The organism is Snuella sedimenti, from assembly GCF_016428595.1.
Classification (GTDB): Bacteria; Bacteroidota; Bacteroidia; order Flavobacteriales; family Flavobacteriaceae; genus Snuella; species Snuella sedimenti.
On the sequence record NZ_JAELVQ010000008.1, the window covers coordinates 1 to 23,039 of the forward strand.

Annotated in this window: 16 protein-coding genes; 5 read left to right on the forward strand and 11 right to left on the reverse strand. The window is 35.4% G+C overall.

Annotated elements, in window-relative coordinates:
* The first annotated feature begins 175 nt into the window (after positions 1-175).
* Together JF259_RS07860 and JF259_RS07865 are read left to right on the forward strand one after the other, a co-directional pair.
* Positions 176-751, forward strand: a complete 576-nt coding sequence (locus JF259_RS07860; RefSeq protein WP_199114768.1) for an isochorismatase family protein — start codon at positions 176-178, stop codon at positions 749-751.
* 43 nt (positions 752-794) lie between these two features.
* The gene (locus JF259_RS07865; RefSeq protein ID WP_199114769.1) at positions 795-1,661 is read left to right on the forward strand and encodes an MBL fold metallo-hydrolase; all 867 of its coding nucleotides are present in this window, start codon (positions 795-797) and stop codon (positions 1,659-1,661) included.
* 20 nt (positions 1,662-1,681) lie between these two features.
* Here the strand turns inward: JF259_RS07865 and gldD are convergent, their stop codons facing one another.
* The 4 genes from gldD to mutY form a co-directional block, all read right to left on the reverse strand.
* A complete protein-coding gene (gene gldD / locus JF259_RS07870; RefSeq protein WP_199114770.1) occupies positions 1,682-2,266 on the reverse strand; it encodes a gliding motility lipoprotein GldD in 585 nt (194 codons plus the stop codon).
* Complete coding sequence (locus JF259_RS07875; RefSeq protein WP_199114771.1) at positions 2,267-3,571, reverse strand: gliding motility-associated protein GldE; 1,305 nt, start codon at positions 3,569-3,571, stop codon at positions 2,267-2,269.
* A gap of 59 nt (positions 3,572-3,630) precedes the next feature.
* A complete protein-coding gene (locus JF259_RS07880; protein ID WP_199114772.1) occupies positions 3,631-4,086 on the reverse strand; it encodes a single-stranded DNA-binding protein in 456 nt (151 codons plus the stop codon).
* A 74-nt stretch (positions 4,087-4,160) separates the two neighbouring features.
* Complete coding sequence (gene mutY / locus JF259_RS07885; protein WP_199114773.1) at positions 4,161-5,213, reverse strand: A/G-specific adenine glycosylase; 1,053 nt, start codon at positions 5,211-5,213, stop codon at positions 4,161-4,163.
* Between the two features lie 143 nt (positions 5,214-5,356).
* Between mutY and JF259_RS07890 the strand changes: the two genes are divergently transcribed.
* Complete coding sequence (locus JF259_RS07890) at positions 5,357-5,647, forward strand: HU family DNA-binding protein (protein WP_199114774.1); 291 nt, start codon at positions 5,357-5,359, stop codon at positions 5,645-5,647.
* Between the two features lie 450 nt (positions 5,648-6,097).
* Positions 6,098-7,642: an Rne/Rng family ribonuclease gene (locus JF259_RS07895; protein ID WP_199114775.1), complete on the forward strand. Its 1,545-nt coding sequence runs from the start codon at positions 6,098-6,100 to the stop codon at positions 7,640-7,642.
* Between the two features lie 74 nt (positions 7,643-7,716).
* Here JF259_RS07895 and JF259_RS07900 read toward each other — a convergent pair whose 3' ends face one another.
* Positions 7,717-8,319: a hypothetical protein gene (locus JF259_RS07900; protein WP_199114776.1), complete on the reverse strand. Its 603-nt coding sequence runs from the start codon at positions 8,317-8,319 to the stop codon at positions 7,717-7,719.
* 262 nt (positions 8,320-8,581) lie between these two features.
* On the opposite strand from JF259_RS07900, the gene JF259_RS07905 reads away from it, so the two are divergent.
* Positions 8,582-10,513 (forward strand): helix-turn-helix domain-containing protein, encoded by a 1,932-nt coding sequence (locus tag JF259_RS07905; protein ID WP_199114777.1) that lies wholly within the window; start codon positions 8,582-8,584, stop codon positions 10,511-10,513.
* A gap of 135 nt (positions 10,514-10,648) precedes the next feature.
* On the opposite strand, the gene JF259_RS07910 is transcribed toward JF259_RS07905, so the two are convergent.
* The 6 genes from JF259_RS07910 to sov form a co-directional block, all read right to left on the reverse strand.
* Entirely contained in the window at positions 10,649-12,748 is a 2,100-nt protein-coding gene (locus JF259_RS07910) for a gliding motility protein RemB (RefSeq protein ID WP_199114778.1), read from the reverse strand.
* 538 nt (positions 12,749-13,286) lie between these two features.
* Complete coding sequence (locus tag JF259_RS17755; RefSeq protein WP_199114779.1) at positions 13,287-14,030, reverse strand: energy transducer TonB; 744 nt, start codon at positions 14,028-14,030, stop codon at positions 13,287-13,289.
* Positions 14,031-14,196: 166 nt separating this feature from the next.
* Positions 14,197-14,919: an energy transducer TonB gene (locus tag JF259_RS07920; RefSeq protein WP_199114780.1), complete on the reverse strand. Its 723-nt coding sequence runs from the start codon at positions 14,917-14,919 to the stop codon at positions 14,197-14,199.
* 64 nt (positions 14,920-14,983) lie between these two features.
* Positions 14,984-15,379, reverse strand: a complete 396-nt coding sequence (locus JF259_RS07925) for a VanZ family protein (RefSeq protein ID WP_199114781.1) — start codon at positions 15,377-15,379, stop codon at positions 14,984-14,986.
* Positions 15,351-15,731 carry a glycine cleavage system protein GcvH gene (gene gcvH / locus JF259_RS07930; RefSeq protein WP_199114782.1) on the reverse strand — a complete coding sequence of 127 codons (381 nt, stop codon included), beginning with the start codon at positions 15,729-15,731 and terminating at the stop codon, positions 15,351-15,353. Before gcvH ends, JF259_RS07925 begins: the two co-directional genes overlap by 29 nt.
* A 72-nt stretch (positions 15,732-15,803) precedes the next feature.
* Positions 15,804-23,033 carry a T9SS outer membrane translocon Sov/SprA gene (gene sov, locus JF259_RS07935; RefSeq protein ID WP_199114783.1) on the reverse strand — a complete coding sequence of 2,410 codons (7,230 nt, stop codon included), beginning with the start codon at positions 23,031-23,033 and terminating at the stop codon, positions 15,804-15,806.
* Positions 23,034-23,039 lie beyond the last annotated feature (6 nt).

Below are 23,039 nucleotides of genomic sequence, written 5' to 3' on the forward strand. Positions count from 1 at the left end.
AAACATGGAAGAAAAGCCAAAAGTATTTTTAAATATGGGCTCTCGTTTATTGCAAACGCTTTATTAAATTCTGAAAATCAATATGATACTAACTTATTTCAATTTTTGTCATGTACTTAGTAATTATTTATTAAAATAGTTTCTATATATTTAATAGTTAGCAACTACAATAAAAATGATGAGAAACAAAAAGGCTCTTTTGGTTATTGATATGCAAAAAGGTTCGTTTACACACGATACACCTCGTTTTGACACATATGGCGTAGTGAATAAGATCAATGCACTTGCAAACATATTTCGCCAAACAGGACAACCTGTGGTATTTGTTCAACACAATGGAAGGGGTGCTGATGTGTTCACTAAACACACTTTGGCTTGGGAATTGCTGGACGAGCTCCAAGTTCAACCAACCGATATTCTGCTGGAAAAGTATGCAAACGACAGTTTTTATCTATCAAAGCTGCAAGCTAAGCTTTTGGAATGGGGAATTACAGAACTAATAATTACCGGATGTGCAACAGACTTTTGCATTGAATCCACTGTGCAGTCAGCCTTAACAAAGGACTACAATATAACCGTGGTTGCCGACGGACACACAACGGCAGATAGACCACACCTAAAAGCAGAGAAAATAATTGAACATTATAATTGGGTCTGGCAAAATATGATCCCTACTAAGGGCAAAATAACGGTGAAAGGTTATGACCGTATAATGAAAGTGTTTGCTAGTACAGCAATTAAGTTAGACTGATTTTTTAACATCTTATTTCTACAAAAAACTAAAATTTTATATCATGAAACCTGCAAAAATTTTCATTACCTCATTTATATTACTTATAAACATGAGTATTTATGCGCAAAGAAACTTTGACAATGTAACTATTGAAACCATAAAGTTGAGCAATAACGTTTACATGTTAATGGGAGCTGGAGGCAACATAGGTGTGTCTGTAGGAGATGACGGTGTTTTTATTATTGACGATCAATTTGCACCGCTCACAACAAAAATAGTTACTGCCATTAAAGCTATAAACGACCAACCCATTCGGTTTTTAGCAAATACGCATCATCATGGTGACCATACAGGCGGCAACAAAAACATGCAAAACCTCGGAGCTGTAATTATCGCACACCACAATGTAAGGCAGCGCCTTGAAAAAGATAGTGAGAGGGAAGGCTTACCTGTAATTACATTTAACGACGAATTAAACCTACATATAAACGGCGAACAAGTTGCTATTTTCCATACAAACAATGCCCACACGGACGGCGATGCTTTGCTTTACTTCACAAAAAGCAACGTCCTTCATACAGGGGACACCTATTTTAATGGTAGGTATCCTTTTATTGACCTAAACTCTGGTGGCAGTGTAAACGGTTATATTGAAGCTGTAAAAAAAACATTAATTCTTATTGACGATGGCACAAAAATCATCCCCGGTCACGGCAAACTATCGAATAAAACTGAATACAAAGCTTTCTTGAACATGCTAACAACTTTAAAAGAAAACGTTTTGGAAGCTATAAATCAAGGTAAAACCGAAGCTGAAGTAGTTAGTGACTCTTCCATCACCAAAACTTATGATGATTTAAATTATGGTAGCGGCTTTATTAATAGCGAACGTATTAGACGCATCTTTTATAAAAGCCTGAAGGAATAGGCATTGGAAAGTACCCAACATCACTTCCACTTAACTGTTTCCATAATATGTCTTATGTCTTTCTCTAAATAGCTTGCAGCAGGAAGGATTGAATCGTAATTTGGCTTTACGTAAAAATAAAGCGACCCTGTTAAAAAGTGATTTACACTGTCGGTAACATAAAATTGTGATTGTGATGCTGCATTTCCCCCTACCTTATAAAACATCCCAAATACCTTACGTTGTTTATTGACATACTCCGTAGGTAAAATTTCATCTGCTTTAACAGTGTGCTTTTGTGTGAAGTTTTGGGCATCCCTTAAAAAATCTATTAAATTATCCCTACTACCCTCAACCGCCTTATAGGTTAGGTATATGGTACCCTTTAAAGCTGGATATTCAATATTAACACCATAGCTAGATGTGGTTCCCGTAATTTTCCTAGTAGAAATATTTGTTGCCATTATATTTTTTTCGAACGAAAAGGGCAAACTTGTTTTAACCAGAGCATAATTAGCCTTAGGGTACTCCAAACGCAAATAACCTTTTGGTTTTGGTACTGGATCATCTCCACAAGAGACAATACAAATTGCAATGACCATTAGTAACACTATATTACACTTCATTTAAATGATTGTAAATTTTATCAATTTAATGCGCTTTTTGTCCATAGCTTCAATAGTAAAAATGTAGTTCTCAAAATTTATTTTACTATTCAGTTTCGGGAAGCTTCCTGAGGTTTCAAGGACAAAACCGGCAATGGTTTCGGCGTCTCCTTTATGTGCTTCAAAAACACTATCGTCTTCAATTCTTATAATTTTATAAAAATCCTTTAAGGCCGTTTTGCCCTCAAATACATAATTTTTATCATCCAATTTCGAATAAGTCAAGTCTTCATCATCAAACTCATCACTTATATCCCCAACAATCTCTTCTATAATATCCTCCAACGAAATAATCCCAGAAGTCCCTCCATACTCATCTACCACGACTGCCAAATGCACTTTTTTCTCTTGAAACTCTACCATTAAATCATCCAACTTTTTGTTTTCTGGCACAAAAAAGGGGTCTCTAAGCAAACTTGTCCAATCAAACTGTTTTCTATCTATATGTGGCAATAAATCCTTTACATAAAGAATGCCTTGGATGGTGTCGATACTATCCTTATAAACTGGTATTCGCGAATAACCGTTAGCAACTATTTCTGGCATGATATCGTCATACTTTTGCTCTATATTAAGTGCAAAAATATCAATACGCGGACGCATAACATGTTTTGTGTCGGTATTACCAAACGACACAATACCTTGCAATATTTTTTGCTCCTCTTTGGTTGTGTCTTCTTCACTTGTAAGCTCTAGAGCCTGTGACAACTGATCGACGCTTAGGTTTAACTTTTGCTTTCCTAATTTACTGTGAATAGCGATCGTAACGCTACGCATTGGCAAACTTACCGGAGATAATATAACATCTAATACCCGCAACGGATAAGCCATAAACGAAGCAAACTTTAACCTGTTTCTACTGGCATATATTTTAGGCAATATTTCTCCAAAAAGCAATATTAAGAAGGTAACGATAATAACCTCTATTAAGAACCTTAATATATAAGATGTAATGCCTTGAAATAAAGAGTTACCTAAATAAGCGAATAAAATCACAATGCCTATGTTTATAAAATTATTAGCGACTAAAATGGTTGCTAATAATTTCTTAGGACGTTCTAAAAGACCAGAAACAATTTGAATGCGCTTGGATTTCTTTTCCAAACCGGCATCGACATCGGTTCTTGTAAGAGAAAACAGGGCAACTTCTGCTCCAGATATAAGTGCCGAGCATATTAAGAGCAAAAACAACAATGCAAAACCAAAAACAACTGAATAGTCAATTGTCAATAATAAGGTTTTAAAACTCGCGGGGTCAGGGTCCAAATACTATCGCTTTAGTTAAACATAGTGCTCTTGGTATGATACCAAGAAACTTTTTTATATTAAAATGGCAAATCATCCTCTTCATCGTTAGCAGCCATTTCGTTGGTTTGAGCTTGTGAAGGGGTTGCTGCGGGACTTTGAGTTGCCTGTGCAACAGAGGCATTGTTTTCACTTTCCTTTTTCGTTGATAAAAAGGTGAAATCTGTGCATTGAATTTCTGTAGCATACCTATCGTTCCCGTTTTCATCTTGCCACTTTCTTGTTTTTAAACGGCCTTCAATGTATACCTTATCACCTTTACTTAAATACTTTTCACAAATCTCGGCTCCCTTGTTTCTTACAACAATATTGTGCCATTCGGTATTTGTAATACGTTCATTGGTCTGCTTACTCATATAGGTCTCGTTAGTCGCCAAAGGAAAACGCCCTATACAACCACCACCTTCAAAATAATGCATTTTCACTTCGTCCCCCAAATGCCCTATAAGCATCACTTTATTTAATGTTCCCGACATACCATTTTTGTTTGTTTAAAAAAGCAAAATTACAGAATTGCTTTCTTTTTTAAAATTAATAAAAAATATTAATGTTACAGCATTCTGTTAAAATTAAATCTTTCTATAAACTTACCTATTAAAATAGGTACGGCGTAATCATGCACTTGTTCAACAGGAATGCCTTCAACAGGAAGTTCTTCAATGGTTACAACCCAAAAATTAGTATACAGGTGCTGGTGTGACAATTTATGAACAATAGGTTCGTCATTATACAATACAAACTCGAAAGACCTATCTTTTAACAAATTATGTTCCCTAAGCAATGCTTCAAAGGCTTTTATAGAGGTATTCTTTTTGGTTTCAATTAATGGAAATTGATACAAATTCTGCCAAATCCCTTTATGTTCACGTTTTTCTATAATGGTTTTCTTTTCATTAGAGATAATCACTAAAAAATTAAAATAACGCTTCTTTATTTTTAACGTTTTGTTTTTTACCGGTAATTCATTTATAACGGATCTATTAAACGCGATGCATCCATTTTGTAAAGGACATATATTACAATTGGGGTTTTGCGGCTTACATTGTATAGCACCAAATTCCATAATAGCCTGATTAAACTCATCTGGTCTATTAACATCTATCAATTCTTGGGCTAAAGCCTTAAACTCCTTGTTTCCATTAGATGTATTAATAGGAGTGGTTATTCCAAAATAGCGCGATAAAACACGATATACATTACCATCTACCACTGCTGTTGTTTCATTAAAACAAATGGAAGCAATGGCACTGGCTGTATAATCCCCTACACCTTTTAATTTTAATAAGTCTTTATATGTATTAGGAAAAGCCCCCTTTAAATCATTTGCGATATATTTTGCAGTAGTATGTAAATTTCTTGCTCTTGAGTAATAACCAAGTCCTTGCCATAATTTTAACACCTCACTTTCCTCTGCTTCGGCAAGCTTAAAAACAGACGGAAATGCATTTAAAAAAGCATTGTAATATGGCAGTCCTTGCTTAATTTGTGTTTGTTGTAAAATAATTTCAGATAACCAAATACAATAGGGGTCTTTGGTAAGCCGCCATGGCATATCCCGCTTATTAATTGAGTACCAGTTAATTAAAATTTTTGAAAATATCATTAATAGATTTTATTTAAGCGGTAAAAATAAACGTTTATAATCTTAAATTTTAATGAATTAGGTTTGAAATATTGAATATTTAATTCCTATATTTGCATCCCTTTTAAAACTTAATAGTAACTTTTAAAAAATAAATATTAAAAATGACGAAGGCTGATTTAGTAGCAAAAATTTCTGAGAAATTAGGAATTGAAAAAGGAGATGTTCAAGCAACTGTTGAAACATTTATGGAAGAAGTAAAGACTTCTTTAGAAAGTGGAGATAATGTATACTTAAGAGGTTTTGGAAGCTTTATTATTAAAACTAGAGCTGAGAAAACTGGTAGAAATATTTCGAAAAATACAACTATAAAGATACCTGCCCACAATATCCCTGCATTTAAACCTGCAAAAGTTTTTGTTGAAGGCGTTAAATCGAATGTAGACGTTAAATAAGATATTAAAATAAATTATTAATCTAAAAATACACTATTTATGCCAAGTGGTAAAAAACGTAAAAGACATAAGGTAGCAACGCACAAGCGTAAAAAACGTAGACGCGCTAACCGTCACAAAAAGAAAAAATAAATCAAAAAAGTAGTTAGAGTAGCTACTTTTTTTGATTTTAAAGCAAAGACGCTCTTTGAAATGAGTTTATGCAACAAACCGTTGCTTTAAACTCCACGGATTTAAAAATCCTGTGAAATGCCTTAAATAAAAAACGGATTCAACTCATTTTTTAATTAAGGCTTTCTGTCTCATAACTATGAAACTAGTTATTGGACAAAATAATGTATAATCCATCTGTACAATTCAGTTGACAGTAATTTAGTAACAGTAAGTAAAAAATACTATAAACTGTATACTGAGACCGTAAACTAGAGGGTATGGATAAAAATTAACTAAATGGAAAAAGAATTGATCATTAGATCTAGTTCCGAGGAAGTTGATTTTGCCTTATTAAAAGATGGAAAACTTATTGAATTACAAAAGGATGAAGGAGCTAATAACTTTTCGGTTGGTGATGTGTTTATAGCCAAGATAAGAAAAGCTGTTCCAGGCTTAAATGCAGCATTTGTAAATGTTGGTTATGATAAAGATGCATTTTTGCACTATCATGATTTAGGTCCAAAACTCCCTTCACTTTTAAAATTCACAAAACGTGTAAGCACAGGTAAATTAAACGATTATTCTTTAAAGAATTTCCCATTTGAAAAAGATATTGATAAAGACGGCAAAATTGCCGATGTCTTAAAATCAAATCAATCGCTATTGGTACAAATAGTAAAAGAACCGATATCCACTAAGGGCCCCAGAATAAGTTCTGAGCTTTCCATAGCTGGTAGATATATTGTTTTAGTTCCCTTTTCTAGTCGTATTTCTATTTCTCAAAAAATAGAAGACAAAGAAGAAAAAGAACGTTTAAAACGATTAGTAAAAAGTATTACCCCACAAGGGTTCGGAATTATTGTTCGTACTGTAGCACAAGGCAAAAAAGTAGCTGAGCTAGATAGAGATTTACAAAATTTGCTTAGTCGTTGGACAGCAATGTGTAAAAAGCTACATAAAGCCCATCATCCAAGTAAAGTATTAGGAGAAATGAATAAAGCCTCGTCAATTTTGCGAGACATATTCAACGATACCTTTACAAGTATTCATGTTGATGATGAAGAGCTTTACTTTCAAATTAAAGATTACGTGCAAGAAATTGCACCAAAAAAAGAAGCAATAGTTAAACTGTATCAATCTAACGTTCCAATTTTTGAAAAATTTGGAATTGAAAGACAAATAAAAACCTCTTTTGGCAAAACGGTTTCTATGGCAAAAGGTGCCTATTTAGTAATAGAACACACCGAAGCCTTACATGTAGTAGATGTAAATAGTGGAAACCGATCAAATAAGGCCAACAATCAAGAGGACACGGCTTTAGAAGTTAACTTAATCGCTGCTACAGAAATAGCCCGACAATTACGCTTGCGTGATATGGGCGGTATTATTGTAGTCGATTTTATAGACATGACAAACGCCGAAAACAGGCAGAAACTGTTTAATCACTTTCGTGACGAAATGAAAGACGATCGTGCAAAACATAAGATATTGCCTCCAAGTAAATTTGGATTGATACAAATAACAAGACAACGTGTTCGACCCGAAATGAACATTAAGACCCGTGAAGAAAATCCGAATGGTGTTAATGGTTCTGAGGTTGAAGCCCCTATAGGTTTGGTGCAAAAAATAACACACGATCTTGAACAACTATTAAAAAAAGACTATACAAAGCTGACTTTAAACACACATCCTTTTATAGCAGCCTTTTTAACAAAAGGTTTTCCATCTATACGTTCAAAATGGTTTTTTGAACACAAAAAATGGGTTAAAATTTTACCAAGAGATGCTTACACATATCTAGAATACCACTTTTTCGACAAAGATGGTAATCAAATTAAATAATAAAAAACCCCTTGCTTTTGTTAGTAAAGGGTTTTTTTTTGGTTTTGACCATTTTTATAATTCCGTTAATCGCATCATTTATTTAAGATAACTGTACCCTCCCAATGATGGTCTATTCCTGTGCCATCAATTCGTACCATTCCTTTACTTACAAATTCTCCGGTTGCGTTTTCAAATCGCCCGGCTCCACCAACTATTGTACAATAATCTATAAACTTGAAATTATATATGTCGTCTTGGATAAACTCTAGTTTACTTCCGGGCGTAACAAAGTATATTTTATCTCCATTGGCAGCAATCATGGATCCTTCTACCTCGTTAAACTCACCAAATCCATTCTGTAAATCAGGCCCTTGTTCATTTAAAACAATGTGGAAGCACATAGTTATGTCTGTGGTAAAATCACCCAATAGTGTAGAATTTCCGCCGCCAATTTGGTGTTCAAGCCCCCAAAAATCAGTCTCGGAAGTAAATGAACACAATTGAGTAAGGGCATCATCTGCTTGACCCGTAGACAGCATAGCTTTTAAAGGCTTTTTAACTAGTTTTGCTGTTTTAGCTTGTAGCCCCAAATCCGTTAGACTATCTTCAATAATAGGCTCTAGGTTCTCTTCGCAAGCAGTGATTAAAAAAAATACACCGCTAATAACAAATAATAATCTTAGTGTTTTCATCATGTTTCATTTTAATTTAAAAATTAATTATAGCGCATATTAATAGCCATACCTAAGTTATTTCTTTATTGGCGTACTATGATTTAAACATGTTGCAATAGCTACAGCGTATGTTTCAAAAGCTATAAAATATGTTGAAAAACCCATAACAAACTCAAAAACAACACTTTTAAACATGGAAATTTTGTCGAAAATATTTTTATCAGTAAATTAATTGTTCTTAATTTCTATAGCTGTTTGATAAATCACAATGCCGATGTTGTCTATGAACCAAGCTTTTATTAAAAAGTTGAATGATGTTTTAGAAGAAAACTATCAAAATGAAAACTTTGGAGTAAGCGATCTGGCCGAAGCAATGGGTATCAGTAGATCTAAACTCCACCGAAAACTGAACAGCTCAAAAGGCATCTCTTCCAGTGAGTTTATCAGACAGTTCAGGCTTCAAAAGGCTTATGTTTTATTGAAGAATGATGTGTCAACGGTTTCCGAAATTGCTTATACCGTTGGTTTTAGTAGTCCATCTTATTTTACCACTTGCTTTCAAAAGCATTACAATTGTCCGCCAAGTGAACTAAAGCGTAAGTTCGATAGCGAAATCAAAATTGAAGAGGCATCAACAGAAAAGAATGCATATCCCAAATTAAAGACTTTTTTAACGTTAGGCATCTTTGGTTATTATTTGCGTTTCGGGCAATTCAAGATCCGTTTAATCACTTTGGGTATATTGGTTTTGATTGCTTTGGTTCCTTTTGCTATTTTTTATGAAGCTGGTAATATCTCAAACAGGCAAAAAGCCAAATCAATTGCCGTCCTCCCACTTCAAGCTGAGGCACAATCTATGGATAATACTATTTTATCTGAAGGTATTCATGAAGGACTTTCTAGTTCGTTAGGCAAAATAAATGGACTTCAAGTACTTTCAAGATCATCAACATTAGGATACAAGAATAGTAAAAAAAACAAGCAAGAAATAATAAGGGAATTGGGAGTAGATTTTTTGGTATCTGGAAAGATTCATTATTCAGATAGGGACAGTATCGTATTAAGTTTAACAATACATAAAGCAGGCATTTTAGAAGCAGGATTTCAGAATTTCAACTATAATACTTCAATTGAAAACATTGTAACGGTTCAAAATGAGGCTTCTAAAAGTATCGGCGTTTCGGCAGGAGTTCTTTCTAAATTGGAATATACAGCTGTTAATTACAATAACAGGAAAGTCAATAAAAATGCTTACAAAAATTACATTCGGGGCATGCATTATCTTCATAGATCATCCCAAGCCGATTTTGACAAAGGCATCCAATATCTGTATAAAGCTATTGATGATGACCCAGCTGAACCATTAGCATATGCTGGCTTGGCATATGGCTATGTTATTCTAGGCCATAGTGCAGCTGAAAACAGGGATGTTTTTAGTAAGGCCAAAATGGCCGCAAAAAGAGCAATTCAATTAGACTCTATGCTTTTGGAGGCTTATGCCAGCATGGCAAGTATCGCTATATATCATGACAGAAATTGGAAAGATGCGGAACGTCTGTTTGAGCATTTGCTGTTTAAGAATCCGAGCATGGCAAATGTACACTACGATTACGCTTGGTATTTGCTTTTAATTGGCAACAAGGAAAAAGCAATAAAACATCATGAGTTAGCAGAAAAATTAGATCCTTTTAATGTAAAGTACATAGCTTGGACAGGTTGGATGTATGCCTATTATGGTGATTACAAAAAGGCCATGGAAAAAGTTGAAACAGCTTTACGCATCGCTCCAAACAATGCTATTGCTTATTTAACTATGGGATTTATATATAAATCGCAAAATAATACTTCAAAAGCTTTGGAAGCTTATAGTAAGCTATATGAGCTCAACCCAAGCTTTGCTGGATCATTAGGAAGCCTTTATGCAGAAATGGGACAGGTACAAAAAGCCAATAAAATACTAAATACAGTAATAAATTGGCCAGAATCACCATGGAAAAATTGGAACTTGGCGGTTTTACATGCTGGCCTTAACAATGCTAAAGAAGCCGTTAAGATACTAGAAACAGAACCGAAGCATGCCTTTGTTGCTTGGGCTGCTGTAATTCCGGCATTTGACCACATAAAGCAAAGTGATGGGTTTAAAGCTTTTGTTTCAGGCCTAAATTTACCTGGCAAGAAATTTAATTCTTCATTGAATACTACAAATTCTCAATAGGACTTTCTTCTACTAAACTTTAAACCGATTGTATTTTTCGACAAAGATGGTAATCAAATTAAATAATAAAAAACCCCTTGCTATTTATTTAGTAAGGGGTTTTGTTTTTTTATTATCCTATCTTTTCCAAAAAGGCTAAAAATCAAAATACCAGTTAAATAAATCGGTTCTTAAACCTATATTGAACCAAAGAGTGTTATTTTTAAACGTAGTTATTGTTTCTGCTTCCGGATTAAAATTCCTAAAAGAAATATCGGTAAAAAGCTTTAGATTAGAAGCTGGGTTAACAACATATCCTGCCTGCAAATTGGCATAAAACGTTTTTGTTTTAATACCTTGGGCAACTTTAACTCCCGTATCGTATGGTCGTTCGTTATAGTTTCTAAAAATATCACCTCCATAACTAAAGTTGTCCGTTGCATTATTAAAATCCATGCCTCGTGTCCCAAAAATAAACTTTGCATTGGTAAACCAGCGTTTGTAGTGGTAACGTCCAATTAATACCATTTCACTAAAGTTAGCGCCCCATAAGTGTGCCATTGACTGGTTATTATGCCCATAATTTAATACAATGGTATTATGCGAATATGTATAGGGCCGTACGCGATTGTATTCTAATTGCAAAAGCAAATTGTCTACCTTAAAAGCATTATAATATTTAACTCCCAATTGATAACCAAACTTGTTTTTCCAACTTTTATTACCTCCTTTAATATCGTTTAATGAAAATTCATCAAGAATAAATTGACCATACGTATTAACCTCGTCACTCCATTTATATTTTACCGATGCTCCTACTATAGCGTTGCCTGCTCCCTGCCCTGTTTCAAATTCAATTGCCCTGTAAAATATAATCGGGTTTAAATAATTAACGTCAAAGCCCCTATTATTGGTATTCGTCCATAGTACCGACTCAAATAAACCAATATTTAAGCGTTTGGACACATTCCAACTTAAATAATGATTCGCCATATATTTGGTTAAAAACGCACCATCTTCAGTTACTTCTGGCCTTACATCCTTTAACCACATCCAGGTATTGGTATATTTAATCTTCCAAAATTTCGTATTCAATTTCAAAAACGGGTGTGGACTCGCTACATCGCTCAATAATAACGAGCGATAGCCATCTCCTATAAAGTTTTTTCCATGTCCAAACTGTATATTAATAAATTTAACAGGAGAATAAGACAGGTATGCTTCTGCCACAGGATAATCGTAAGAGTTACTCTTAAATCGCTTTGCAATACCGCGTCCGGGTATTATAGCTGGATCTGGGCCAAATGCCTTTAAACTTTCGGAATATTGATTGACATATTGTGCAAAGCGCCCTTGACTCTCAAAAACAGAAGCGTAAAAATTAAACTTTTCACCTAAGCCTCCCTGTACCAAAAATCCACGCGTATTATTGTATGTAGAACTAAAATCGGCATCTGTATCTTTCCCTACCTGTAAATCAAAAATGGGATCGATGGTAAACCAATAATCATCGGATTGTAATTGTACTAAGTGCTCATTCCAAAGTTTCTTGCCTGCCCAAGTATTTGTTTCTTTCAATAAGGTTTCCTTTTCTACTTCAAAATCATAGTATTTTGAAACCTCATCATACATAAAAGGTTTCGAAGCGGTATGGCTATTACTGCCTATAACATTCATACTTCTATCAAACCTAGCATAATCACTATGGGTAAACGGGATGTTTAACTGACTTGTATAAGCTTTATTTTTGAAAGGTTGCAAGCTACTTTGTACACTATCAAATTCCGATTTTGCTATGCGTTCCAATTTTGAAAAAGGACTAGTACTTGATCTGCTTGACACCGCATCAAGTTTTCTATTCAAAGGAATTGACAATGATATGGCATATTGTTTAAATGTTGGAAGTCCGTTATATGTAGCTGGTTTAATCTTAGGAAAAAGTAAAAATACGCGTCTTAGCTCTTTCTTCAACTCGGCATACATGGCATCTACATAAACCACTTTAAATTGCCCCACACTATCCACTTCAAAAAGAACCGACACTTCTCCTTTAAAACCATCATCTTGAAGTTCCTGTGGCATCGTGAAATTTTCAAAAATAAAATCAAGAACCTTTGAATTAAAACAGGCTTGTAATGAATCTACTGAAATACTTTCACAACCAGGAAAAACCGGATGGTTCTCATTAAAATACTGATTTTGCGAAAAGACATTGCATTGAACTATAAGTAGGAGTAGAACAATAATTCGCTTCATAGCTATTTTTTGAAAATTGATTCAGTGCAGAAAGATACTATATTTATAGCATTTAGCATTTCGAATTACCGTAATAAAATTACTAACAAAAAAGCCGTTATCAAAAAAATGACAACGACTTAGAGGCTGTTTAAATTTTATCTTTCGGTTTTCTTATATCTCTTTTTCCACCACTTTTCGTTATAAAACCCCTTATTTAGCACTGCTAAACCCCTATTTTAAAGCCTTAATTGGCAAAAAAAATGACCTTATACTAATTTCAAAAAAAATTAAGCAGCCTCTTAGCAATACTAATTCTATTTTAACATGAATAATGGCCAGGGAATTTATGTCAGTTTGAGTGCCAAATCACAGATTTGGCGCACTTCGACTTCGCTCAGTAGAGCTGTCGAAAACAAATAAATTCCCCACTAAAAGTACGTCTCAATAGCTCTACTGAGCATCTCGACAAACTCGATACGGGCTTTGTCGAAGTACTGAATTCTTCCAGAATTTCTCTTGAGGAGACATTAGGACTCTAAAACATTATTCGCGTTAATTAATTTTGCACCCTGAATTTTATTGGTAAGGTATAAATAACCCCTACTGCCCTGTCTCGTTGCTTTCCTGGTGTCATCACAGGAATTTTATCGATAACACGTTTTGCTTCGTGCTCCAATTTGGTATGAGGTGCCCGGGTTTTTATATCGGTAACATGTCCGTTCTTATCAATTTTAAACTGTGTATAAATAACCTGTATCCCCGTTAACCCTAAATCGGATGCTAAATCTGTATCAAACTTCCGCTTTACTAGTTTGGTTATTTTATCGGACATGCATTTACGACGTCCTTCATTATTTTTTTCTGTTTCACACCCCGGATAAATAGGCACTTGTTCTACACGTACAAAATCCACATCTGTTTCATCAGGTATATTGGAAACAGATATATCTCCCGGGTCTAAAACAGGCTCCGTTGTAATATTTTGCTCTGCTGTAATAATTTTAAGCGTTTCCTTTTTCTCTTCTGAATTGTCAATGATTTCTGGAGGAAGGGTCAAAACCACTTTCTTTTCGGGCCTTTTCTCTTCGGCCTTAGGCGCTTCATAAATTTTAAATTGAGGCACCTCTGTTTCAAAAGTGTCATCGGGCGTAAGGATTTCTCCTAAATCTTTAGGGACTAGTGTTTCAAATTTCATTTCAAGCAGGCCATAGCTAAATAGTAAACAAACAATTAACCCAACCTGAAAATATAAGGTTGAGTTTTTTTGTAAATTTGCATCATGCTTTTGTGATTTACTCACAGTTTTCTCATTTTGCCGAATGAGTTTGTGAGTTTTCTTTGAATTACTCATAATAATTATTGTTTAAATGTTAATATTATGGTAAAATCACAATAAGCATACCAAAAAAAATCCCGTTACAAACATGTAACGGGATTTTATATTTTTTTAGGTTAGGTTATATAAACTAATCCTGAACTTGAAAAATGATAGGTAATGAATATGGAACTGTTACAGGCTTACCACGCTGTTTTCCCGGCTTCATTTGAGGTAGCAAATTAATAACTCGTGCTGCTTCCTTTTCTAGCCCTGGGTGTGGTGCTCTAGCTCTTACCCCTACTACTTTACCTGTTTTGTCGATCTTAAAGATTACATTAATACGCTGTCTTCCAGATAATCCTAAGTCGCCAGCAAGATCTGTATTGAACTTTTTGTTTACAAAATCTTGGATTTTTTTGGACATACACGCTTTTTTGGCATTGTTATCTCCTTTTTCACAACCTGGGAAAACCGGTACGTTCTCGATAACCGCAAAAGGAACCTCGATATCTTCATCTACTTCTACTACTTCTACTTCTTCTACTTCAACAATTTCTTCTTCTTGATCTGTTTCAGACGACTCAATTACGGTTTCCTCTACCTCCACTTCATCTTCAACGATCTCAATAACTTCTGGTGCTGCCGGCGGTGGTGGCGGTGGTGGGGGTGGCGTTTTTAATTGTTCTGTGATTGGAATTTCTTCCTCTAATTCTTCATCTAAATTCAACTGTCCAATATCAATATCAGACTTATCATATGTTTTGTAATTGATTGCGTAGTTTGTTAAGAACAACATTAACGCCAAACCAATTGCGAAATAAAGCGAACTGTTACGCCCAACATTTGCCTTAGGATTTTTTTTAGGTTCCATAATTTATTTTACTGTTTTACTCAGATTGCTAAAATAACTTTTTTTTTACCAAAAAAGCAAACGATTATAAGTTTTTAATCCCAATACTTTTTTGTGACATCACTAACACAGCAAGCAGTACTCCGAAAGTATTTGCCGCTACGTCATACAAGTCTGACGCTCTAGAAGCGGTCACGGTTCCTTGTAATACCTCAATAAGTATACCAAATCCTATTGAAATAATAGCTGCAACGATTATTGCCTTTGCTCTAGTAAACTTAAAAAAGTAAAAAAGCGCATTAACCCATAAAAAAGTTAATACGCAATATGTTAAAAAGTGGAATATTTTGTCGCCAAAAGATACACCAACATCGGGTAACTTGTTTAGCTTAACCAAGCTTACTACAGTTAAAGCTACCGAATATAATATAACTATTGCGAGTGCGTACTTTTTAAGCACCCACAAGTGCTTTATAATCATCTGCAGACATTAATTCTTCCAATTGTGCTAAATCGGAACACTTAACTTTTATCATCCAACCATCACCATATGGGTCGCTGTTAACCTTTTCTGGTTCGTCTTCCAAAATTTCATTGAAAGCAACGATTTCTCCCGAAATAGGCAAAAATAAATCTGAAACCGTTTTAACAGCTTCTACCGTTCCAAAAATCTCTTCAGCGTCTAGTGTTTCATCCAATGTTTCTACTTCAACATATACGATATCGCCTAACTCGCTTTGAGCAAAATCTGTAATACCGATAGTTGCAATGTCACCTTCTACTTTAACCCATTCGTGGTCTTTAGTATACTTTAATTCTGATGGTATGTTCATTATATTAAATTTAGTCTCTTAATATTTTTGACAAATGTATTTATTCAAACTTTAAATTCAAACAGTTGTTGATTAATTTCCAAAATTATATCGAATAGTAACTCCAGATCGAATGGTAGTTTGTGGGAAAGCTGTTGAAATGGCGTATTCTGAGAACGAATAATCGAAATAAAATATACCTGTTAAATTCTTACTAAAAGCATAGTCTGCCGAATATTTTAAGCCCCAAATAGTTTGACCGGATGTTACCTGGTTATTCTCTAAATCCAAATATCTAATAATTGTTTTATTATCCCTTACAGACACATCGGCCTTCATATTTAAGTCGCTTACAATACGCTTACTTGGACCTGCCAAATTAGATCGAATGCGTAAGTCTTTTATACGGTAACCTAATCCTAAAACAAATTCGTTACCCTTTATCTCGGTCATTAAATTATTATCAAAACTAAGGGATAACAATCGGTCCTTTTTTATCTCTGCAAGAATCTTTACAGAATTTTTCATTTCAAAATCTAATCGCACCAAAGGACTAAACATTTCGGTTAAATTAACATTGCTGTACAATGTCTTATTTTTATAGTTTCCGCCTTGATCAAATTCAAACGTATCGGGATCGTTGTCTGAATCGTAATCCAAATTGGATTGGAACTGATTGATAGTATAGTTGGAACGGTATCCATGTGTTAATGAAAATCGTTTAAATCGCTTTTTAAACCACCCAAACTTCATAAAGCCAGTATATTTTAAATCCCAGTTAGGAATTGGTGTGTCCCTAAAAGCTCCTAGCTTAACGTTATTAGCATCTTGCCCTAAATAAGCTGCTAAAAACGAAGGTAACAGGACTGCTTGATTGTTCTTGCCAAAGCCCACCGGGTAACCCTCTGCATCAGTTGCATAGGTCGTGTTTCCATAAAACTGTTCAGCTAATCTTCTGGCTACCACCAACCTGTTTGCCCTAAAATCATTAAAGGCTTCTGAAATGGTTTCATTACTTTTACTAAAAGCCGTTTTAATTAATACTGTAGATATGTTGAAATTACCAAAAGTATTGGGTGTTAATGACTCATACTCTAGGCTACCTCCACCGACATCATTTACCCTATAATTCTCGGTATAATTTTCATAATAAGCACGGTTTCCAACAATATCAATTTTTAAATCCTTTACGGGCTCTAAACTAGCCGATATATCCAATTGCTTGGTATTGGTAGTGGTGTATTGCTGATTAAATTCAGGAAACACAGTTAACCAACCACGTCTTGCCGCTAAATACCTAATATCACTTTGACTACCAAATGTAAAACCGACAGTTGGCTTTAAAGTACCTACAAAACCTGGTGTTCTTAAATACCCCGGCAAGAAAGTACCACTGTTTTCGGAATAATTAATTTGGATTCTCTTTACACTGGTTAGTATATCTACACCCGCATTTAATAGTTTAGTAACCGATTTGTTTTTACTTTTTGGTGGCTTCGCTTGGTTTGAATTTCCCCCTGGCGGATTACTTCTTGAGCTTGTTCTGGCTCTAACAGTCCTTACAGGCTTCTTTACCAAACCAATGTACTTATATAATTTGCTCATATCGAGCGATCCGTTAATGTTGTGGACATTCGAGTTTTGGATAGTATGCCCTAAATTATAGGTCCTTGTTGCATTTGTTTGTTCATCTGTATAAGTAACGGTCTCAAAAAAATCGGAACTCTTCTGCCATTGAAAATCACCGCTATACTGATAAGTAGCATTTATAAAACTGAAAGTTGGTATTTTATTAATAGGCAACTCGTAAGTTACCCCCAGATTTTGCGATTGCCTGTTGGGGTCTCCTAAGTCAAGAATGCCATCCCAAATATCCAACGTTGGATCCTGTTCTCTATACTCACTGGCAATATTATCTTTAAAATAATTACGTACAATATTGTTATTGGCAGCAGTAAAATTAAATTGTAATGAATTGGTTAAGTTATAATTAATGGTATATTGAAAATCGAAGGTATAGTTTCTTCTAAACAACTCTTCAATACCAATATTACCGCCTCCTAGATCGATTTCCCTAAACTTCTGTCTGTTATACTGTCTATTGATATCAGTATTAACAGTAAAACTGGCGGGCAACAAATTAAAGTTGAAATCCTTTAGTATTTTCCAATATTTCCCTGTAAATAACGAATCGTTCTTTTTAAAAGGCTCAATACTAATGGGTTCAAAATTAAAAGCGTAATTAGCGCCGGCTCGCAGGTTTTTATTTACTGAATTTTCAATTTCAAAATCGCGATGTTCTACTTTGTTATAAGAATAGTTTAAGGTAAAATTTTCTACATCATAAAAGCGCGGTTGGGCTTCTTCGGAAGTTCTTATTTTTCTAACGCCAATAAAGTTAATGCTCGTCCTTTTTGTATAGTCTTCAGACTGTTGTTTAATACGTTCCCTATCGGCATTGGTATCTGCTGCGTCCAATCGGGACTCTAAGGTTAAATCCTTATAAAACTGGTCGTATTTTGGCGTGATCAGTTCTTCACTCTGACCGTAATTAAAGGGTAACTGAACGCCCCATTTTTTTGGCAGTAACTGTCCTACATTTACATTCGTTACGACATCGTATTGTTTCACATCTTCCAAACTACGCTGGCTTGGCCCTTGCTCTATCGCACCAAAGCCCGAAGTACTCTGTCTTCCTGTTGCACTAATATTAGCAAAATCGGCTAAGTTGGTATCCATACTAACTACGGCTGCCCAACCGCCTTCGTTATCCAAATCGGATAAACGCAATTCGTTAAACCAAACTTCGGCACATAGGTTATTTCGAATGGTCCTGTTTTTTACGCCTACCATTAAGGTTCTAATGTCTCCAAAATTCGGATTACCTTTAATAGCTATACGGTGTTGTCCTGATACATAGCCTTTAAAAGGATCGGCTACAGGCACCGCTTCTCCATCGACCACATCATAAAACGTAGGATCTTCATTTGCCAATGTACCTTCTGAAATTCCAATAGATTTAATATCTCCTAATATACTTATAGGTAAATTAATTTCATTAGCATCTGGCCATAGTTCTTCTCTAGAAACACCTGTGGATACTTGTAACGGAATCTCGATTTGGTAATAGTTTTCATTTAGATCGTTACCCATACGAATAAATCCTACCAACTCATCACTGGCAAGCATACCGGCTTCATCATCTTCGGCATGTATAAACATTCGTAAACGTTTATATTGGCGCATGTCTATATTTATGTTCTTATAGACTGCCCTGGAATCTTCAGATTCCAGATCACAGACATTAACGACAAGGGACTGCTCGTTCTGCTCAATTACAGTATTATTATTAAATAACTCTTCGGGTTCAATACCTGGCGGTCTTTTATAACTGCCTTCATTTTCAATGGTTCCTATTACGCCTACAGAGAAATCTGTTTGGGGGTCATCGGGAGTTGGATCGTTCTTATCCAATGCCAAAGTATAACGCCTCCAGTCACTTCTAACCAATTCTAAAGTTCCAAAACGAAACACGGTACTTTGCGTAAACTCTTTAAGATATAAACGTGTAAAACGTACCGAACGTAAATCACTAATCCCTCCAATGGCTTTTACATGACTTCCTTGTACTGGAATTCTAAACTGATACCAACGTACATTTCTTGTATCGCCATTAGGCAAAACGCGGGGTCTGTCTTTAAAATCCCGTAAAAATTCTTTTAATGGGTTGCTGTTGGGAATATTTTCGAAATCAGCCTGAGATGTTGGTAAGTTTTGCCTGTTAATTTCCAATTCATATTCAAAATAACTATCAATCGTATTCATAGTATTGTCACGATTAATATCTTCTACATCGGGTTGGGTATTGGCACCGCGATCTCTATTAGTAAAAGTATCTGGCGTATTGCCTTGTACACCATTGTAGCGTTTATAGCGTTCAAATATATTCCCTTCGGCATTTAGGAAATAGGTATAGTTGTCGTTAGCTGGGTCGGGGCCAAAGTTAGACCCAAAATTGGCCGCTTCTTCTGCGTCATCATAACCATCGTATCCCACGTCTTGATTGTTCCGCTCCTCTCCAAGCGTATCGAATGCATAAATTAGGGATTGGTTTTGTGGTACGACTGTCCCCCAAGATGTTACTGGTAATAAATCGACATTCCCATCTTCTGGCAATCCGTTTTCATACAGTTTACGACCATCTTTGATAATGTCTTCTGAAATATTACCCAAATTAAATACTAACTTCCCTCCTGGATTATTTGGGTTATCCTGAAAGGGATCTTGTAACCAAAATTCAATATACTCTACATTGGCCTGTTCTAAATCGGTAGATGTTAACTGGCGTGTTATACCGCCCCAACTATCAATCGGGTTATCGATAATCCCATCGGCGGCAGATGACTCAAAATTATAAGGTCCCCGTTCGGATGGATAATAGGCTAAATCTAATGTATTAAGAACAGATGTTTGTCCTTGCACCAAATCCCTATCTGGAAACAATTCATTAATAAAAACACGGCTTGTATACAAATCTGACACATCATCGTCCGACACATCTCCAGGGCGCTGACTACTATAAAATATAGGATCAATCGTGTACCAATTTAACATAGCACGTTGGTAACCGTTCTGGATACCGTTTTCATCTTCATTCGGATTACTGGAAACATTAAGTCCTAAAGGTCTACTCGATAAAAACCAAGATTGTTGCGATTTAAGATCGATGGCATTCTGCGTCCCTTCAAAATCATCGATATAAGAGGTTGCTTCTCCATTAAGATTGGTGCCTTTAGGCGCTCCCGGTGCTAAATAAGCAAACTCCCCTCTTAACGATAGATTAGATTCTACATCGGTATCAATGTTTGGTAATTTATTTACCAATCGTGTTAAAAATGGTACTTTGGTTGCATAGTTTCCGTTAATACCAAAGATAGTATTGTTTATGGGCTCCGATCCATAATTTGCCTTTTGGGTAATGGGTCTTTCATTTAAATTCAAAAGGGTTCCACCTAAAACAAAATTATCATTGAACTTATGCTCTATATTAATCCCCGTGAAGCGTTTGGTTTGCTGTCCAAATACAGCATTATTTTCTGTAGAGACTTCAATGGGTGTATTCGATGCTTTTAAGGCTTCGTCTAAAATTTGCACACGCCCTAACTGATAATTTACCGTATAGTCAATACCTTCTACCAAAACGCGTCCTCCTGCTGTTACTTTTACCGATCCTCTGGGGACGTTAAACGAACCAATAGGTATTCCATCGCTACCAGTGGATTTGTAACGCCCCTTAAGCTTGAATTTATTCTTTTCTACGGCTTGTAAAGCGGCAGTTTTTGTGCTGCTATAAAGCACATCGTAGACATACTTCTTTTGGTTTTCGTTATAGGTCGTGGTATCGTCATAATCTTCACTCGGGCTAAGCGATAATTTTCTAAACAGAAAAGCTCCAAAAGGTTCGGCACTTGGAAATATAATTTTACCATTTTGCGGTAACACGGTAATGCCCGGAACAAAATCAAAAAAACCATCTCCTTTGCCTTGTGGGTCGTTGTTAAAGTTTAATTTGTCTAGATTAAACACTCTTAACAATGGGGTTTCTTCCAAGGGGTCTTCATTATTACCGGGTACTGGAAACGCTGTTGTTCCAACTGGGGTGATAAAATTTAAGGGCGATGCTTCATTGTAAAAAATGTTCAATTTAAAATCGTCCTGACTCAAATCATAAGCTCCGGTATCGTAGATGTTTTTCATCATCAAGTCCCAAACAGGCTGATCAATACTGGTAACACTACTCTTTATCATTTTTAAAACCAGATTAGAGTTAACTACCGATGTTACTTGGCCAGATCCATTTGTTGTAACTTCGGTTGCATTAACCCCGTCATTGGCAAACTCTCCTACTTGGTAAACTTTTCCCCCAATAGTAAATTGAAATGCAACGGCTAATACTTCGTCGTTATTTAAGCGTTGGTTTAAGGAAATATATCCTAATTTGCTGTTTAATGTAAATTCTTGTCCGTTAATTAACTTTCTTGCGTTTTCAAGCTTTACATAGTCAAAGCCTTCATTAACATTGGGCACCAATATGCCCGATTGTACCGTTGCGACGTCTCTAATAGCATCTGTAATTTGTGAGCCCGCTCCTCCAATGTTAGTAGGATCGAAATCATTATTGCCGTTATCGGGAATGGCATTGGGACCTACGTTAACGAAACCGCTAGGAGGTGTTTGCAAACCAATCACATCCGATTCTCCCAAATCCTGAAATGCTACAATATTCCTAACATTATCAGTTCTATTGCTTCTATTGGTCACCCAAACTTCCAATCTTGTAATTTGTAAGCCTTTATTGTTTATGTGAGGATACGTTTCAAGAGCTTTATCGTATGTATCCCTAAAATACTGTGCTAAAAAGAAATGACGGTTTTCATCATATTCCCTAATAAACAACTCGAATTCTTCCAGTGTCCCGCCACCTTGGGCCACTACTCTATTGGCCTGCGATTTTTGTTCAGAAAACACACCTGTTACCGTTGTTCTTCCAAACTGCAATTGTGCCTTTACACCAAATAAACTTTGTGCTCCCGTAATTAGGGAACTGTTTAAGGGCATACTTACATTACCAACTTCTATTTTTTGAATGATATCGTCCTCTGTAGGCGTGTATTCCAGTTTTATAATATTTTGAAAATCGAATGTAGACTGGGTATCGTAATTAGCATTTACCTGAAGGCGTTCGCCTACCTTACCTAGCATGCTTAAACTTATGCGCTGATCGAAATCGAATGTAAAATTACTTCTGTTTTTAGGTGAAAATGCCGGGTTATCCTGTTTGGAAAACAGAATCCCCAAATCCATCTCCACCGAACCTTGTGGCACAACTTCAATGGTATTACCACCAAAAACAGATTGAAAAAAGTCTGAATCTACATAAAATTCAGGCAATAGATTTTTTTGGGCATCTTCGGCACCTTCCTTTTTACCATCAAAAGCGTCTATCTTTTGTTTATAGTAGGAACTTAAAGTCTCTTTAGCTACTAATTGATAGTATTCCTTTGGCGTTAAAATTAGCGGATATTTAATATTAAAACTACCTATTTTCTCTGTATAAATATACCTATCTGTAATTGGGTCGTAGGTATATTTAGATTCAATACTTGTTGGATTTGGCAACTTAATAGTTCCCAAATTAAAACCTGTCTTAACGCTATCTTGAGGGTTTTGTTGTGACCATACATTAACTGTAAATAACAGCACTATAGCTATAAAAAAGTAGTGTTTACTTGACTTACATAGATTATGGTTGGCTATCTTCAAAATGTA

Bases quoted from the DNA above. Each gene is read 5' to 3' on its own strand.
- JF259_RS07860 (WP_199114768.1), top strand. From the start codon at position 176: ATGATGAGAAACAAAAAGGCTCTTTTGGTTATTGATATGCAAAAAGGT.
- JF259_RS07865 (WP_199114769.1), top strand. From the start codon at position 795: ATGAAACCTGCAAAAATTTTCATTACCTCATTTATATTACTTATAAAC.
- gldD (WP_199114770.1), bottom strand. From the start codon at position 2,266: ATGAAGTGTAATATAGTGTTACTAATGGTCATTGCAATTTGTATTGTC.
- JF259_RS07880 (WP_199114772.1), bottom strand. From the start codon at position 4,086: ATGTCGGGAACATTAAATAAAGTGATGCTTATAGGGCATTTGGGGGAC.
- mutY (WP_199114773.1), bottom strand. From the start codon at position 5,213: ATGATATTTTCAAAAATTTTAATTAACTGGTACTCAATTAATAAGCGG.
- JF259_RS07890 (WP_199114774.1), top strand. From the start codon at position 5,357: ATGACGAAGGCTGATTTAGTAGCAAAAATTTCTGAGAAATTAGGAATT.
- JF259_RS07895 (WP_199114775.1), top strand. From the start codon at position 6,098: ATGGAAAAAGAATTGATCATTAGATCTAGTTCCGAGGAAGTTGATTTT.
- JF259_RS07900 (WP_199114776.1), bottom strand. From the start codon at position 8,319: ATGATGAAAACACTAAGATTATTATTTGTTATTAGCGGTGTATTTTTT.
- JF259_RS07905 (WP_199114777.1), top strand. From the start codon at position 8,582: ATGAACCAAGCTTTTATTAAAAAGTTGAATGATGTTTTAGAAGAAAAC.
- JF259_RS07910 (WP_199114778.1), bottom strand. From the start codon at position 12,748: ATGAAGCGAATTATTGTTCTACTCCTACTTATAGTTCAATGCAATGTC.
- JF259_RS07920 (WP_199114780.1), bottom strand. From the start codon at position 14,919: ATGGAACCTAAAAAAAATCCTAAGGCAAATGTTGGGCGTAACAGTTCG.
- JF259_RS07925 (WP_199114781.1), bottom strand. From the start codon at position 15,379: ATGATTATAAAGCACTTGTGGGTGCTTAAAAAGTACGCACTCGCAATA.
- gcvH (WP_199114782.1), bottom strand. From the start codon at position 15,731: ATGAACATACCATCAGAATTAAAGTATACTAAAGACCACGAATGGGTT.